The organism is Mesorhizobium sp. M2A.F.Ca.ET.046.03.2.1, assembly GCF_003952425.1.
Classification (GTDB): Bacteria; Pseudomonadota; Alphaproteobacteria; order Rhizobiales; family Rhizobiaceae; genus Mesorhizobium.
Genome location: NZ_CP034449.1, coordinates 199,021 through 213,883, shown reverse-complemented (window position 1 = coordinate 213,883; position 14,863 = coordinate 199,021). Strand labels below are relative to the sequence as shown.

Here is a 14,863-nt window from a genome sequence, read left to right as displayed (position 1 = left end):
CACATGATCGAGGTCCGGCAGACGGCCGATTTCACCAACTGGCTGGACGGACTTCGCGACGCTGCGGCTCGCCTGCGCATCGCTGCCCGCATTCGTCGGGTCGAAATCGGCAACATCGGTGATGTCAAATATTTCGATGGCATCGGCGAACTTCGGATCGACCATGGCCCAGGTTACCGGCTCTACTTTGTGAAGATCGGAAACGCCGTGATCATCCTGCTCTGTGGCGGCGACAAGTCCAGCCAAAGGCGCGACATCGCCAAGGCGAAACAAATGGCAAAGGAGATATGACGATGCCTCTCGAAACCACTCGCTTCGACATCCTCGATTACCTGAAAACCCCGGAGGATCGCTTGGCCTACATCGAGGCTGCCTTCGAGGATGGTGATCCTGCGCTCATCACGCATGCGTTGGGCGATGTAGCGCGCTCCATAGGCATGACGGCTGTGGCGAAAGAAGCTGGCGTCACGCGTGAGGCGCTCTACAAGGCATTGAGCGAAAAGGGCGACCCTCGCCTCAGCACACTGCTGGGTGTCACCAAGGCGCTTGGTCTGCAACTTGACGTGAAACCTATCGGCCCTGGCTCGCTCGGGGCATGAGCATATCAGCCCGGCCCGTTCCACTCGATATCCCGCGTCGACGCCGCCTGCAGGCTGATCCGCTCACGCCACGCCATCCCGGCGATCTCCGCCAGCGCCGGCCATTGCGCCCTGACCGGGGCTGAATCGCCCGGCCAATCGAGCAGTTCCTGGCCTTCGCGTATCGCCTTGCGGAAGCGGGCGAGCCCACCTGAACGAAGCGCCACCGGCAATCCATAGATCCACATCGCGAGCCGCACCGTTTGCGGCAATGTGACGTCCGGCCTGACTTCCGGACCGTCGCCAAGCACAGCAGCGGCAAACCGCGCCGGATCGCGGAAGAAATGCAGGCCGCTGACCGCCCGCGGATTGCATTCGAGCGGCAGCACGCGGCCCCCCGGCTCGCGCATCAGGTCGAAGGAGATCTGCCCGGTCCAGGTCGTGCCCGCGACGATGCGCTCGACCAGATCGCGTGCAGCCTCGTCCTCGACCCGCTCGAAGAAGATGCCGGCGCCCTTGCCGGCGCGATAGGGAGAACGGTAGAGCGTCAGCGCCTTGAGCCGTCCCTCGCGCGCCACCGCATAGGCGCTGATCTCCTCGCCCTCGACGAAACGCTGCGCCACCCAGGGCATGGCAGGGGAGGGCGCGATCGCATCGAGGAAATCCGGTGTCGGTCGCAGCAGGACATGGCTGGCGAAGCGCGACCAGACCGGCTTGAACACCAGGTCGCGCGAGTGGCCGCGCACCGACTCCAGATCGTCGCGGGAATTGAGAAGCGTCGTCTCCGGCACCGCCAGGCCAAGCTGTTCGGCCAGCCGGATGAAGCTGTGCTTGTTGTGAACCTGCGCCAGCAACCTGATGTCGGGGGCGAACAATTTTGCCGGCATGGTCCTGCCGCGCCAGGCCAGCGCAAGGTGAAAGACTTCCTCGCAGGTCGGGATGACCAGTTGGACGTTTTCGGCTCTTGTCAGCGCTTCCACCGCATTCGCATAGGCCTGCGGCTCGAAGCGCGGCGGCGGCAGTCGATGATAGCGCGCGCAGGCCCTGCTCGCCGCCGCGACCGGCCGCGCCGGCGTGTCGGCCAGGATCACCCCGCGCCCGGCGCCGTGGACAAGGCGCGCCAGATGCAGCGCCGCCGGCGCGCGCGCGCCGGTTATCAGGATCGTTCCGTCAGCCCCCGGCATCGGTCACGCGGTCGTTTCAGCCGCGACGACCGTTGCGCGAAATCGCCGTGCTTGGCAATCGCGCTACTTCAAGTCGAGCTGCGTCCGCGACTACAGCCCCGCCTTGAATCGTTTCACCTTCTTGCTGGCATAGTCGCCATTGCGCAGGTCCGATTTGCCGCGGCGGTCCCTGAACTCATACCAGTCTCCGCTCGGAGATCTACGCTGGTAGATCACCTTGCCGGCCTGGCGATGCTCGAAGCAGCTCAAGGAGGTCTTGGCGCCCCATGAACCGCGCCAGGTAGCCCGGAAACACAGTTTGCCGCTGCCGGGCATGAACCAGATACCCTCGCCGTCGCTAGGCTTGTCCTCAGTGGACCAGGCCGTAAACTGCCGCTTGCTAACCGCAAAAAACGCGGCGCCATGGTTGCCCCAACGCCAGGAACGGTTCTTGTAGAGCTGATAGATGCCTTCTTCGGAGACGGCGGTGGCCTTCGCCGCCTTGTCGCCGATCCTGTTCGCGGCCTTGGCCATTGCGGCGTCCTGCAGGCCGATAACAAAAACGGAGCAGACCAGCGCCGCTCCGACAAACTTCCCCACTGCGCTTTTCACGATTTTACTCCGCCAACTGATTTACGCATACGCTTCACGCGCCGCCGAGCAGCTCGGCGGCAACCCCACTTCAACACCTTTAGCCGGAGCCCGTCCCGGTCTGGCCGGGACGAGCATGATCACGTCTCTTATGGCAAGACGTGCTGGGTCACCCGCCAGTCGGGCAGGCCATAGCCGCCCAGCCACGGCCAGACTTCCTTCTGGTTGAAGTAGACGACCGAGGTAAGGGCCGGAAACTCCGCATAGGACTTGCGCGAGTCGTCGGCCCATTTCGACACGTAGTCCTGCTTTCCGACATAGCCGAGTTCAGCCACGATAACCGGCTTGTTGAATTTCGCGACACGGTCATAGCCTGGCTTCAGCGTCTCTTCAAACGTCCGGTCGCGGCCGACCTCGTCATTGTCCTTCTTCTGCAGGCCGAACACCGAAAGGCCGATGACGTCGACATAGTTGTCGCCGGGATAGTATTTTTCCAGGCCTTCGACGCCCTTGGGCGACCACATGTATTTTGCCGCCGGCGCGGCCTTGCGGCAGACGTCCACCTCGCGCTTGTAGGCGGCGATCCAGTCCTTCGGCGCCCAGTTTGCCCAGGTGAAGCGGCCGTTGGTGTCTTCCATTTCCTGCGCCCAGCGGATGGTGACCGGGCTCTTCATCTGTCCGACGAGGTTGCAGATCGCCTGCATGTTGGCGTCGTACTTGCCGCTCAATATGCCATTCTTCAGCTCGGGCGGCGTGATGCGCCAGTCCTTCGACCATGTCCAAGGCTCGATGGTGATCAGCAGCGAACGGCCGCGCTGCTGGGCGTAGGCGTCGGCCAGCGGCAGTGTCGACAGGTCGACGTCTTCCCAAGGCAGGAACAGTTCCTCGATGCTGGCCGACTTGTCATTGCTGAAATCGCCATAAGGATCGTAGGAGCCGAACGCCGACGCGGCCGAGCTCGTCTTGATCGGATCCGTTCCCGTCTGCGAACCCGCCGACGCTGGCAAGGCCACGCTGAGAATAAGCGCCGACACAAGCGCGGTTGCTGTAGAGAGTTTCATACCCGCCTCCGATGGGCTTCAATGTCCCGCTGGACCTTGAAGCTTGCCACAACGTGCCGACTGAAGCCGGCACGCAAACCCAATATCGGTTTGCCGACGTGATGCGGGTTTTCTGAGCGACTAGAACTGGCACGTTCTACGCTGTGCCGTCCGTTATTGTGGTCTCTCCAACCTCTATAGCTGGATCTTGAGACGAGGTCGCCGCGATACTCACAAATTCGCGTCAACATTACGATATTAACCCTCTCTCATATGAGAGCCTATGCTCGGCGAGAGTCAAGCGCAATTAACCGTTACTTAACCTTATAGCTGCCGGTATGGTTAACGGAAGGTGGCTCGCGCTGGCCCCGTGCGTTTCACCTCAGCCGGGCGTTGCGGCCGCGCGCCGACCGTGAAGGTCGCGGAAGCCGCGGTTGGTTAACCAGTTTCCAATAAGCTTGGTTAACGAAAACCTAATTCTGTTGACACTGCATTAGCTCAAGCTGATTCTGTAGCGGGGATGAATGCGTTCGACCGGCTCAGCCGGGCGGACAGGGCGTGGGTAGTATGGGCGTATCTGGGGATGCCGGCGTTGTCGGCGGCAAAACGACGTCAATGGGCAAGGCTGGCGCGGTTTCGACCGGCCACGGCCCCAAGGGTCCTTATCTCGTGCCGGTGCTCACGCCGCGCCAGCAATTGATCTTGCGGCTTGGCCTTGCTTCCTGGTTCGTCGCGCTGGCTTTCTTCTGGTCCTGGTGGCTGCGGCCCGAGCATATCGATCATGTCGGGCCCTTTGCCTTCGCCACAATCGTGCTGGCCTGGCTGACCTTGATGCCGATGTATTTCCTGCTCAACGTCCATGCCTCGAGGAAGTCGTCGAAGCTGCACATGATCCCGAAGCATTCGCGCGTCGCCATGGTGGTCACCAAGGCGCCGTCGGAGCCTTTCGCCGTGGTGCAGCGCACATTGGAAGCGATGCTGGCGCAGGACTATCCGCACGACACCTGGCTTGCCGACGAGGATCCGACCGAGGCGACGGTTCGCTGGTGCGACGCGCATGGCGTGCTGATTTCGACCAGGCGCGGCCGCGAGGACTATCACCGCAAGACCTGGCCGCGCCGGACCCGCTGCAAGGAAGGCAATCTGGCCTTCTTTTACGACCACTACGGTTACGAGCGCTACGACTTCGTCGCCCAGATGGACGCCGATCACGTGCCGACGCCGACCTATCTGAGGGAAATCCTTTATCCCTTCGCCGATCCCGCCGTCGGCTATGTCTCGGCGCCCAGTATCTGCGACAACAATGCCAACGAAAGCTGGGCCGCGCGCGGCCGGCTGTTTGTGGAAGGTATGCTCCACGGCCCCCTGCAATCCGGCTACACCAGCAACGGCGCCCCGCTCTGCATCGGTTCGCATTATGCCGTGCGCACCATTGCGTTGCGGCAAGCTGGTGGGCTGGGTCCTGAACTGGCCGAGGACCATTCAACCTCGATGCTGATCAACGCCGCCGGATGGCGCGGCGTCCATGCCATCGATGCAATCGCGAATGGCGACGGTCCGCAGACTTTCGCCGATCTGATTACTCAGGAATTCCAATGGTCGCGTAGCTTGACGACCATCCTGCTTGAATACACGCCGACATATCTGTCCAAGCTCAGCCCGAGGCTCAGACGGCAGTTCGTATTCTGCCAGCTCTGGTATCCCATGTTCGCCTTGTTCGCGATGGCGACATATATCATGCCGATCTACGCGCTTTTGTCGGGCGACAATTTTGCCAACGTGGCGTATCCGGAATTCCTTTTCTACTATATGCCAAGCGCGGCCATCCCGATTGCTCTGGTGATCTTTCTAAAGAGGTTAGGTCTCTCGCGTCCATTCTCGGCGAAGGCTGTCAGTTGGGAAGGGACACTCTTCCATCTGTTCGCGCGCTGGCCCTGGGTGATGGCAGGAACGCTGGCATCGGTTCGCGATTATCTGACCAAGTCATTCGTCGATTTCCGCGTCACTCCAAAAGGCAGCGGCCCAAAACACCTTCTGCCCGCCCGCGTCATCGTGCCATACGCCCTGCTTGCGGTTGGTGCTTCGTTGCCGGTTCTTCTTGTGGAGCATCCTTCGAGGGCCCTCGGTTTCTACTGGTTGGCCGCGTTCAATGCGACGATCTACGGATTGCTGGTCGTGGTGATAGTTGGCAAGCATCTGACAGAGAACAAGATTTCGCTGCGGCAAAACGTAGGCAAGTTTGCCCTGCAAGGATCGCTCGCCGCCGTCGCCGTATTAATCCCGCTGGCGGGATTTTACGATCGCGGGCTGCAAGGCATATATGGACTGCAGCAGGGCGCCGGCCTACACATCGTCAAGGTCACGTATCCGGTTTCCGGTGCAGGCCGCGGCGAGCTCGGAAGCCAAAGGTTCCGCTTTGATCCCGGTTGGGGTGAATGAAGCCTCAAGAGTCGAATGAATGGTCGAATGGAATGCCCGGAGACAGCTGTCGTTCATAGTTCAAATCCTATTCGGCGGACTCGCTTCTTTGGTGGTCGTCGTCGCGCGCGAATGCGTGTGATTAGTCTGGACGCGACGACGCTAAGCCCTGGCAAGCGGGCATCTCCTGCTCACCATCATGCCTAATCCCGAGTATAGGCCGCAGATAGACTCGCTGCGAGCGGTTGCTGTATTCGCCGTCATGTACTCGCACTTCTGGGATGAAGCCTCACCCTGGGGGCATTATGGTGTTCGGCTGTTTTTTGTTATCAGCGGTTACCTGATCACGGGTATCTTGATCCGATCGAAAGAAGTGGCCCGATCGCAGGGCGCTCTCGGAGTCATCCTGGTCTTCTATCTGCGGCGGGCCCTGAGGATTTTTCCGGCATATTACGTGATGCTGACCTTGGCGGCCGCCTTCTTGCCCGAAATCCGGACATCGTTGCCCTGGCACGCTGCCTACCTCTCCAATGTCTTGTTTGCGCTAAACGGTAACTGGGACCCCTGGCAGCTCGCCCATCTGTGGAGTTTGAGCGTCGAGGAGCAGTTTTATTTGTTTTGGCCGCTGCTGATCGTACTGAGCCCTCGTCAAACACTAATCCCGACGCTGATTGGGGTCATCCTTGCGGCAGTCGCCTTTCGGGCAGCCATCATGTTCTATCTTCCGGAAGGGCCGGCCCGTTACGTGCTGACGCCGGCCGCGTTTGACGCTTTGGGCGCCGGCGCCCTTCTCGCGGCGATCGAAGCTTCCAATCGACTGACCGATGTGCTGCGGTGGAGACTGGCGATAGCAAGCGTCGCGGCCATCGCCATCGTGGCGGTTTCATTCACGCTGCAGGCGGCCATGTTCAACTTCGTCCTCGGCGACTTCCTGACGGTCGTACCTTTGGTCGCTGTCGTGTGTTGGGCGAGCGCAGGTGCCAAGGGCCTGATCAAGCGACTGGCAGAGAACTCCGTTTTGCGATATCTGGGCCGTATCAGCTACGGGATCTATCTTTATCATTTCCCCGCACTGGCCGTCGTCTTCCTGTTCTGCGAATCCTTCGAGACGCAGTTTCCTCCGCTCGGTCCGATCCGGTTCGTGATTGCGGGCCTGGTCACGGTCGCGGCTGCCGCGACCTCCTGGCACTTGTTGGAACAACCGTTGAGCCGCCTGAAGGCGAGACTGTCCTACACAGCTACGCTGGCCAGAAATTGACCGTCGGCTTGGGCGGAAAGAGCGGCTGCCGAAATAAACGTTCGCATTTTAATAATAGTCGATAGAGTCGCGAAAGACCGCGCTCATCATCTCGTTTGCACGAATTTTAATAAGTCCCCTCTAATATTGAGCCATGATGTGAATGGCGGCGAGCCGTTCGCGTGGCGCGGAAGCCAAGCAAAGAGGGAATATATCCGCGCGAAAACAACGCTTATTTCGTGGCAGGGGACGACAATGAACGATTTCATGAAGGAAGCAGCGGCCGTAGGCAAGAGATATGCTTGCGCCATTGCCGCTCTTGCACTGGTCTCGATCGGGTCCGGTTGCCAGAGCATGGACACGATGAAGACCAGCTCGATCAGCATCGACCCGGCAGCCCACACCACCACAAAGAAGATGCAATATGTCATGAAGCATCGGCTGCATCGCGTTCACCGCAAGTCGCTGACGCAGACGTCCAGCGTGACGCGCGTGAGGGAAGAGGCTTATGCCACCTTCGTCCGGCCGCAGCCTGCTCGTGTGCCACGGCCCGTCAAGATTTCCTACAGCATGGGCAGCGTCGGTCCGCTGCTTGGCCATTCGCCGTGGATCTGCGGCCCGAGTGGCTTCGGCCAGCGCTCGGCCTGCCGGGCGCGCTAACCCACCCAATCCGTCGCCGGGGGGCGTGATCGCGGGGCAAGAGGGTATTTGCGTGCTGACGGCACGCTGCCTCTTGCCCTTCGGTTGCTCGCCCGTTGCGGTTCCGGCCGACGGACGCCGGCGGGATTACTTCCGACGCGCCTTCGGCTTTTCGACAACAGCCGCCTTGCTCGGCCAGTGCCAGCCGTCACCCTCGCCATGCGCGGGCTGCGGCCGCGCCACGTAGGCGAGCGCGCCGTTGGCCTCGAGATAGACGCGTGACAGCATCTCGGCCAGCACGCCCGACGTCACCGCCTGCAGCCCGGCGATCACCAGGAAGAAGCCGGTGATCAGCATCGGCCTGGTGCCGATATCCTGCCCCCAGAAAACCTTGATCGCGAAGAGATAGGCCAGGATCAGCGAGCCGAGCACTCCGAGCACGATGCCGATGCCGCCGAAGAAATGGCCGGGCCGCGTGCGATAGCGCAGGAAGAAGAACATGAAGACGAGGTCCAGCACCACACGGAAGGTACGTGAGATACCGTATTTCGACTGGCCGTGGATGCGGGCGTGATGGGTCACCACTTCCTCGGCTATGCGTCGCGGCGTCGTCACCGTCGCGAGCCACGCCGGGATGAAGCGGTGCATCTCGCCATAGAGCCGCACGCTGCGGATGACGCTGCCGCGGAACACTTTCAGGCTGCAGCCATAGTCCTTGAGCTTAACGCCGGTGACCCGCGCGATCAGCCTGTTGGCGATGCGGGACGGCAGGCGGCGCAACCAGAACCCTTCCTTGCGGTCCTTGCGCCAGCCGGCGACGAGGTCGAGATCCTCGGTCAGCAAGCGATAGACCATGCGCGGAATGTCGAAGGGGTCGTTCTGCAGATCGCCGTCGAGCGTCGCGATGACATCGCCGCGCGCGGCGTCGAGGCCAGCCTGCATGGCGGCGGTCTGCTTGTAGTTGCGCACCAGCTCCACGCCATGCACATACGGCCCGTACTGCGCCGCCAGCCGGCGGATCTCGGCGGGGGTGGCGTCGGTGCTGCCGTCGTCGACCAGCACCACCTCCCATGGCTGGCTGTAATTCTCCATCGCCTGATGGATGCGCACAAGCAGCGGCTCGACATTGTCGGCCTCGTTATACATCGGGATGACGATGGAAAGCTTGTGCTCGGGCATGACGGCGCCCTCGGGCAATCCCGATGCGGGGATGGGAAGCACGTTCATGGCGGTCATTTCCTTGCCGGTCCCGCCGCCGGGGTTTCCGGCAGCGTCGATTTCGAGGGGAACAGCCAGGCGATCGCACCGGTTGCGACCGCCGAGCACAGGATGAAGAGATGCAGCGCGAGCGCCGCCTGCAAGCCGTCCTTCATGGCAATGCCGGAATAGAGCAGCGCCGCGGCGGCGCCCGCCTCATAGGTGCCGAAGCCGGCGACGCCCTGCACTGGCAGGATGGCGGCTGCCTCCGCGCCGACGGCGCCGGGAAAGGCGGTCTGGAACGAGGTGTTGAGCAGCATGGCGAGCAGCCAGCCCTGCACGCCGAGCTTCAGCGCCCAGTTGGCGATCGTCCACCACCAGCCATAGCGCGAGCGCCCCGTCGCCTCAGTGAAGATGTCGCGCAATTTGCCGAGCTTGGAGACGATCCTGCCGCCGGCTGTCCAGTTGTGCGGCGCGCGGGCCCAGCGCGGCAGGTACCAGGCGGCGGCGATCAGCGCCGCAATGCCGGCGGCCCGCAGCGCCAGATGGAGGCCCGGCCAAACGAGGCAGGCCAGCACGCCGACGACGAAAGCGTCCTGCAGCCTGAACCAGAGAAGAGAGGCGCTGGCGCGCACGATCGACACGCCGAACACCTGACGCAACAGGATCGGAAAGGCCGTCTCGCCGCCGCGGAAGGGAACGACGTTGATCATGGCATTGTGGATCAGGATGATACGCAGCGCGGCGCCGAAGCGGCCGTTCACATCGTCGCGGAACTCGTCGCAGACGCGCAGCGCCCTGAGCACATAGGTGACGAACAGCGCTGCCGCGACCGCCACGAAGGCGCCGGGCGTGATGGAGGCGAAGGCATCGCCAACCATCTTCCAGCGCTGATCGCTGGCAAGCCATGCCAGCAGCGCCAGTGTGACGATTATCGATATCGCTCGCTTCAACCAATTCTCCGATGGCGCCACCGCCGCGTTGGAGCGGCTTATCCGGTGGTTCGACAATTCACGCCTTTATCCGCGGGTCGCTTCGCCGACGCGGCTCGACGGGCGCGCCGTCACGGGCGGGTGATCCTATAGACCAGCATCGTATCCGAATCCACAAGCTTGGTCGCAGTCTTGTCGAGGTGGTCGATCACTGCGTCATGAGGTTCGACGAACCATTGCCAGCGGCAACAGTCTCGGCTTGCCGCCGGCCGTCGCGCCTCGCAACTCACTTGTTTCTGCGCTGTCTAACATGTGGAGCAGCCCCCTGCCGAAGCTATTCTGGCGACATCCAATCGCCCAGGCAAGGTCAGACTATACAACATTGTAATATCCCTGGTTAACTAACGGCTTGTAGTGATCACTTGGGCCTCGACTCAGTTGACATCGGGCCGCGCGCGGCTGTTAATAGGCTCAAGGGCGCTGATCGCGCCGCCATTGGGCCGACAGGCCCGGGCATCGTGACGGCTCGCGGCAGGCCCCGAAGAAACATCTTCCAGATCATGGTTCATCGGCCCCGCCGTGTCGGGGTCGAGAGGGGGTATTGATATGTGCACGCGCATCGGAACGACAGCTGAAGCCACTTCGGCATCCGAACGGAGTCGACTTGAGTTGAGCAGGGCCGATCGGCTTGCCAGAGGCGGCTGGCTGGTTCCGCTCCTGGTCGCCTGCGGCCAGCTTGCTTTTAGCGGCGCCGCCGGCGCGGCTCCGGCGAAGACCGGTGCGGCCGTCGAGGCCGCTGCCAAGCCCGACATTGCTCCGACGGCTTTCGAGCTGCAGCTTCTCTACGCCGACCGCACCTGGAACTGGAAGAACGGCGCCGCCTATTTCGGAATGGACAGGCGCCTGCATGCCTGGACGAAGGGGGAAGATTCGCCGGCCGTCGGCGAAGGCCGCTGGCTGGTAACGGAAAAGGGCAAGATGTGCATGGAACTTGCCTGGCGGTCCAAGACCTACTCCACCAAGCCGCAGCGTACCTGCTACAGCCATCGTGTCGACAAGGGCAACATCGAGCAGCGCAAGGATCCCGATGGCACGTGGTATGATTTCAAGCACGCCAAGGACGATCCCGCCGACGAGCACCAGAAGTTCGAGGCGGGCAACACCAAGGGTGCTCAATTTGAAGCTGCCCGCAAATTGATCGACACCAAGAGCTGACGCAGCGTCAATGCTCGGCCAATTTTGGGCCGAGCAAGCGTGACGCTGGATCTGGAAAGTGGAGGCTCGCTGAGCCGGCCTTAGCCGAACTCAGCGAGCCCGCGCCCCGACACATTACTCACAGGGCCGACCGCCGGCCTTGCGGGCCGGCGTTTCTGATTGACGTTCGCGCCGCGCGGCGCGCGCAATGCGCGCGGCATGGCGGCCGAAGCGCCGGAATCGCGCAAGGCCGGACCGAGCCCGAAAAAGGGTGCGGCCGTCCTGACGATAGTGTCGATGTCGGAAAGTTGCGCCACGAAGCCCAGCTGTTCGCGGGCAAGGCCGGGGTCGGCGAAAAGCCCGGCCGGATCGCCGGGGCGTCGCGCCTTGTACATGACCGGGACCGGCCGCGATGTGATCCGCTCGACCGCCTCCATGATCTGCCTGATCGAGACCCCGCGGCCGGTGCCAAGGTTGACAGCAAGGCTTTTGCCGCCGGCCTCCAGATGCATGAGGGCCTTGAGATGCGCCCGGGCGAGGTCGCCGACATGGATGTAGTCGCGCACGCAGGTGCCGTCCGCTGTCTCGTAGTCGGTGCCGAAAACCTCGATCGCCTCGATCATGCCGGACGCCGCCATCAACACCCTGGGAATGAGATGGGTTTCCGGCGTGTGCCATTCGCCAAGCTCGCCGTCGGGGTCGGCGCCGCAGGCGTTGAAGTAGCGCAGGATCGCGTATTTCATCCCATAGGCCGCGGCATGGTCCTTGATGATCTGTTCGCCCATCAGCTTGCTGCGGCCGTAAGGGCTGATCGGGTTCTGCGACGAGGTCTCGCGCACGGGCAGCGCCTCGGGCATGCCATAGGTCGCGCAGCTGGAGGAGAAGATGATGTTGCCGATGCCGTTCGCCCGCGCGGCCTCGAGCACGGCGATCGTGCCGGCGACATTGACCGAATAATAGTCCGCCGGGTCACTGACCGACTCGCCGACATAGGCGAGCGCGGCGAAGTGGACGACCGCCTGCGGCCTGTGGCTGGCGATGGCCCGCTCGAGCGCGCCGCGGTCGCGGATATCGCCGACCACCAGCGGCCCCCAGGCCACCGCTTTCTCGTTGCCGCGGCTGAGATTGTCGTAGACCACCGGCAGGTAGCCGGCCGCCGCCAGCTGCTTGCAGGTGTGGCCGCCGATGAAGCCGGCGCCGCCCGTCACCAGGATGGGGCGGGCACTCATAGCGCCAAAGCCCCGCCGGAGGACAGATGGTCGCCGCGTGAGGTCCCGGGCTGCCGGCGGCCCAGCAGGGCTTCGAAATAGGCCGTGGTGTGGGACAATCCTTCGCTGAGCGCGATTCTCGGCTCCCAGCCGAGATGCTGCCTGGCGAAGGAAATGTCGGGTTTGCGCTGCCGGGGATCGTCGACGGGCAGCGGCCTGTGCACGATCCGCGAGCGGGAATTGGTGTAATCGAGGACGAATTCGGCCAGTTCCATGACGGTGAACTCGCCGGGGTTTCCGAGGTTGACCGGATGGTTCGGCCCCGCGGGCGACCGCATCAGCCGCATAAACCCTTCGATCAAGTCTTCGACATAGCAGAAGGAGCGCGTCTGGGTGCCGTTGCCATAGACGGTGATATCGTCCCCGCGCAGTGCCTGGACGATGAAATTGGACACCACGCGACCGTCATCGGGCCGCATGCGCGGCCCATAGGTGTTGAAGATGCGCGCCACCCGGATATCGAGGCCGTAGGTTCTCGCATAGTCAAAGAACAGCGTTTCGGCCGAGCGCTTGCCTTCATCGTAGCAGGCGCGCGGGCCATGCGTGTTGACGTTGCCGAAATAGCCTTCGGGCTGCGGATGAACCAGCGGGTCGCCATAAACCTCGGAGGTCGAGGCCTGGAATATCTTGGCGTTGTGGCGCCGGGCAAGTTCCAGAAGGTTGATTGCCCCGAGCACGCTGGTCTTGAACGTGTGGATGGGATCGGCCTGGTAGTGAGGCGGGGACGCCGGGCAGGCGAGGTTGTAGATCTCGTCGACGGCGATATCCATCGGCAAGGCATCGACAACGTCGTGGCTGATGCAGGTGAAGGCGGCGTCGCGCGCGATACCGGCTAGGTTGTATCTTTTGCCGGTGTGGAAATTGTCCAGGGCGATGACTTCATAGCCGTCCGCAAGCAGCCGCTCGCACAAATGAGAACCCAGGAATCCCGCTCCGCCGGTGACCAGGGCCCGGCCGCGATCGATGCTTTTTCGACCCGATCGAACCGGCTTCAGAACTTTGATGACCCTATTCATGCCAACCTCGTACGCACACACACTACCGTTCCGGGACGGGCATTGCCCGACCAGGTCACAACGGCGATTCCTCCGCAGAGGCAGAACCGCCTGCACTGATGTGCGTCATACTTTTCTGAGTTCGCGAGGCTGTCGCTCTACGGCTTGTCTTCGCCGCATAAGCGTCCCTTCCGCCCCTAAGTCGCGATCCACGAGTCGGTTGCCACCACCGCAGACTGCTCGCCCAAATTGCACACCCAACGCATACGAAGATATACCTGTGTCGGGGGTAGTCAACTAAATTAGCGTTTTGTTAACCTCACGTCTTTGCGAATGGTTAACCAAGGAGTGGGCGCACAGGGCGCATCAGCGGTGAGACGCTGCCCCGGAAAGCTTGGTAACGGCGCCGCGTTCATCGAATTGCGGCAGCAGGCCGGGAGAGGCTCTCGGCATCATCCTTGAAGCCTCGAAGCAACGTCAGCAAGACGCCGTGTCGAGATTGCGCATCGTGGCTAGATGTTCTCGGCGACCGCCCCGGCACTTCTGGCGAAGCAATGCGATTGCTGTCCAAAGCCGCTCGGGCCGCAAATAAAGTCAGCGTTCCCAAGATAAGGATTGATCCTTACCACAGGCGCCGAGCGAGACGGGCTCTCTGTATGGATGTGTCGGGTTGGTTTCAAGTCGATCAAGGCGGCGTTGCCGCTTTGCGACACGCTGAATGAGCTCGACTGACCGAAGTTGAAGTATTGGCAACCGGAAGTTGCCAACAACGCACCCAGGACAAAAAGACGGGGCAGGGCCTTCATTGGAATGCGAAAATTTTTGTTGAGGCAGGGCCGGCTTAAGCCTCTATAGGCCATCAGCATGAAGTAAAAATCCCCTCAAGCGCGCGGCGCTTATGTTCGAATCACGATTAGCCGCCCACCCCAACTCATTATGGCAACTTGGTTAATTTAGCGATAGCTGTTTGAACGCTTGCACGGATTTTCTGTTGCCGCAAGGGGCGAGACGGCTTACCGCCGGACATCCCGCCGGTGCCGGCCGGCAAAGCGTGGCAACAAAATGGCCCGCGTCGCCGCGGGCCATTTTTTCACCTTCGGTACCTTGTGCCTGAGCCCTCATTCTCCGCCCATCTCTTTCTTGAACTGGTCGAAATCGACCTGCATGCCGTTGAAGATGGTGCTCCAGTGACGCGTCAGCGCCGCCATGGCGACGGCTTCCTGGATCTCCTGGTCGGTGGCGCCGGCGTGCCTGGCGTTCTCGGTGTCCGACCAGATGCAGTAGCTGCAGGGGATCTGCGCCGCGACCGCCAGCGAGATCAGCGACTTCTCCTTCGGCGTCAGCGCCGTCTTGTCGCTGAGCTCGATGGCCTTGACCTCGGCCCACGCGCCGGGCAGACCGGCTTTCGGGAACTGTTTGACGAAGCTCGGCACGCCGCCCATCGTCGACTGGATGTCCTTGAGGGTGGCGTCGTAGTCATCAGCCCGGGCGGGCGCGGATGCGAGCGCCACGGCAAACGCGCCCGCGATGGCGATGAGCGAGGCGGAACGAAGGCAGGAATGCACGGCTGAGGCGATGCGAATGACTGACATGATGTTCTCCTCTGGTTTT

15 protein-coding genes are annotated in these 14,863 nt (G+C 62.2%); 6 read left to right on the top strand and 9 right to left on the bottom strand.

Annotation, left to right across the window (positions count from 1 at the left end; all coding sequences use genetic code 11):
- Positions 1–3: 3 nt before the first annotated feature.
- Complete coding sequence (locus tag EJ072_RS01250; RefSeq protein WP_126078229.1) at positions 4–291, top strand: type II toxin-antitoxin system RelE/ParE family toxin; 288 nt, start codon at positions 4–6, stop codon at positions 289–291.
- 2 nt (positions 292–293) lie between these two features.
- Positions 294–599 (top strand): addiction module antidote protein, encoded by a 306-nt coding sequence (locus EJ072_RS01245; protein ID WP_042637981.1) that lies wholly within the window; start codon positions 294–296, stop codon positions 597–599.
- A gap of 5 nt (positions 600–604) precedes the next feature.
- Here EJ072_RS01245 and EJ072_RS01240 read toward each other — a convergent pair whose 3' ends face one another.
- From EJ072_RS01240 to EJ072_RS01230, 3 genes are all read right to left on the bottom strand, one after another.
- Positions 605–1,762, bottom strand: coding sequence for a hypothetical protein (locus EJ072_RS01240; protein WP_126078228.1), 1,158 nt, complete (start codon positions 1,760–1,762; stop codon positions 605–607).
- 90 nt (positions 1,763–1,852) lie between these two features.
- The gene (locus EJ072_RS01235; RefSeq protein ID WP_126078227.1) at positions 1,853–2,353 is read right to left on the bottom strand and encodes a DUF995 domain-containing protein; all 501 of its coding nucleotides are present in this window, start codon (positions 2,351–2,353) and stop codon (positions 1,853–1,855) included.
- Positions 2,354–2,481: 128 nt separating this feature from the next.
- Positions 2,482–3,393 carry a glycoside hydrolase family 26 protein gene (locus EJ072_RS01230; protein ID WP_126078226.1) on the bottom strand — a complete coding sequence of 304 codons (912 nt, stop codon included), beginning with the start codon at positions 3,391–3,393 and terminating at the stop codon, positions 2,482–2,484.
- 546 nt (positions 3,394–3,939) lie between these two features.
- Here EJ072_RS01230 and EJ072_RS01225 point away from each other — a divergent pair.
- The 3 genes from EJ072_RS01225 (at position 3,940) to EJ072_RS01215 (ending at position 7,687) form a co-directional block, all read left to right on the top strand.
- Positions 3,940–5,811 carry a cellulose synthase catalytic subunit gene (locus tag EJ072_RS01225; RefSeq protein ID WP_126078225.1) on the top strand — a complete coding sequence of 624 codons (1,872 nt, stop codon included), beginning with the start codon at positions 3,940–3,942 and terminating at the stop codon, positions 5,809–5,811.
- 178 nt (positions 5,812–5,989) lie between these two features.
- Positions 5,990–7,048, top strand: coding sequence for an acyltransferase (locus EJ072_RS01220; protein WP_126078224.1), 1,059 nt, complete (start codon positions 5,990–5,992; stop codon positions 7,046–7,048).
- Positions 7,049–7,282: 234 nt separating this feature from the next.
- Positions 7,283–7,687, top strand: a complete 405-nt coding sequence (locus EJ072_RS01215; protein ID WP_126078223.1) for a hypothetical protein — start codon at positions 7,283–7,285, stop codon at positions 7,685–7,687.
- A gap of 126 nt (positions 7,688–7,813) precedes the next feature.
- On the opposite strand, the gene EJ072_RS01210 is transcribed toward EJ072_RS01215, so the two are convergent.
- Complete coding sequence (locus tag EJ072_RS01210; protein WP_126078222.1) at positions 7,814–8,893, bottom strand: glycosyltransferase family 2 protein; 1,080 nt, start codon at positions 8,891–8,893, stop codon at positions 7,814–7,816.
- A 5-nt stretch (positions 8,894–8,898) separates the two neighbouring features.
- Entirely contained in the window at positions 8,899–9,816 is a 918-nt protein-coding gene (locus EJ072_RS01205; protein ID WP_126078221.1) for a lysylphosphatidylglycerol synthase domain-containing protein, read from the bottom strand.
- A gap of 648 nt (positions 9,817–10,464) precedes the next feature.
- On the opposite strand from EJ072_RS01205, the gene EJ072_RS01200 reads away from it, so the two are divergent.
- Positions 10,465–11,010: a DUF995 domain-containing protein gene (locus EJ072_RS01200; protein ID WP_245463232.1), complete on the top strand. Its 546-nt coding sequence runs from the start codon at positions 10,465–10,467 to the stop codon at positions 11,008–11,010.
- 80 nt (positions 11,011–11,090) lie between these two features.
- Here EJ072_RS01200 and galE read toward each other — a convergent pair whose 3' ends face one another.
- The 4 genes from galE to EJ072_RS01180 all read right to left on the bottom strand — a co-directional run bounded on the left by galE (position 11,091) and on the right by EJ072_RS01180 (position 14,844).
- The gene (galE, locus tag EJ072_RS01195; RefSeq protein WP_126078219.1) at positions 11,091–12,218 is read right to left on the bottom strand and encodes a UDP-glucose 4-epimerase GalE; all 1,128 of its coding nucleotides are present in this window, start codon (positions 12,216–12,218) and stop codon (positions 11,091–11,093) included.
- On the bottom strand, positions 12,215–13,273 hold the full coding sequence (locus EJ072_RS01190) for a UDP-glucuronic acid decarboxylase family protein (protein WP_126078218.1): 1,059 nt from the start codon (positions 13,271–13,273) through the stop codon (positions 12,215–12,217). The genes galE and EJ072_RS01190 overlap by 4 nt, the downstream gene beginning before the upstream one ends.
- A 491-nt stretch (positions 13,274–13,764) precedes the next feature.
- Positions 13,765–14,118: a hypothetical protein gene (locus tag EJ072_RS01185; protein WP_126078217.1), complete on the bottom strand. Its 354-nt coding sequence runs from the start codon at positions 14,116–14,118 to the stop codon at positions 13,765–13,767.
- Between the two features lie 252 nt (positions 14,119–14,370).
- On the bottom strand, positions 14,371–14,844 hold the full coding sequence (locus EJ072_RS01180) for a carboxymuconolactone decarboxylase family protein (protein WP_126061808.1): 474 nt from the start codon (positions 14,842–14,844) through the stop codon (positions 14,371–14,373).
- Between the last annotated feature and the right edge of the window lie 19 nt (positions 14,845–14,863).

Bases quoted from the DNA above. Each gene is read 5' to 3' on its own strand.
- EJ072_RS01250 (WP_126078229.1), top strand. From the start codon at position 4: ATGATCGAGGTCCGGCAGACGGCCGATTTCACCAACTGGCTGGACGGA.
- EJ072_RS01245 (WP_042637981.1), top strand. From the start codon at position 294: ATGCCTCTCGAAACCACTCGCTTCGACATCCTCGATTACCTGAAAACC.
- EJ072_RS01240 (WP_126078228.1), bottom strand. From the start codon at position 1,762: ATGCCGGGGGCTGACGGAACGATCCTGATAACCGGCGCGCGCGCGCCG.
- EJ072_RS01230 (WP_126078226.1), bottom strand. From the start codon at position 3,393: ATGAAACTCTCTACAGCAACCGCGCTTGTGTCGGCGCTTATTCTCAGC.
- EJ072_RS01225 (WP_126078225.1), top strand. From the start codon at position 3,940: ATGGGCGTATCTGGGGATGCCGGCGTTGTCGGCGGCAAAACGACGTCA.
- EJ072_RS01220 (WP_126078224.1), top strand. From the start codon at position 5,990: ATGCCTAATCCCGAGTATAGGCCGCAGATAGACTCGCTGCGAGCGGTT.
- EJ072_RS01215 (WP_126078223.1), top strand. From the start codon at position 7,283: ATGAACGATTTCATGAAGGAAGCAGCGGCCGTAGGCAAGAGATATGCT.
- EJ072_RS01210 (WP_126078222.1), bottom strand. From the start codon at position 8,893: ATGAACGTGCTTCCCATCCCCGCATCGGGATTGCCCGAGGGCGCCGTC.
- galE (WP_126078219.1), bottom strand. From the start codon at position 12,218: ATGAGTGCCCGCCCCATCCTGGTGACGGGCGGCGCCGGCTTCATCGGC.
- EJ072_RS01190 (WP_126078218.1), bottom strand. From the start codon at position 13,273: ATGAATAGGGTCATCAAAGTTCTGAAGCCGGTTCGATCGGGTCGAAAA.
- EJ072_RS01185 (WP_126078217.1), bottom strand. From the start codon at position 14,118: ATGCTGATGGCCTATAGAGGCTTAAGCCGGCCCTGCCTCAACAAAAAT.
- EJ072_RS01180 (WP_126061808.1), bottom strand. From the start codon at position 14,844: ATGTCAGTCATTCGCATCGCCTCAGCCGTGCATTCCTGCCTTCGTTCC.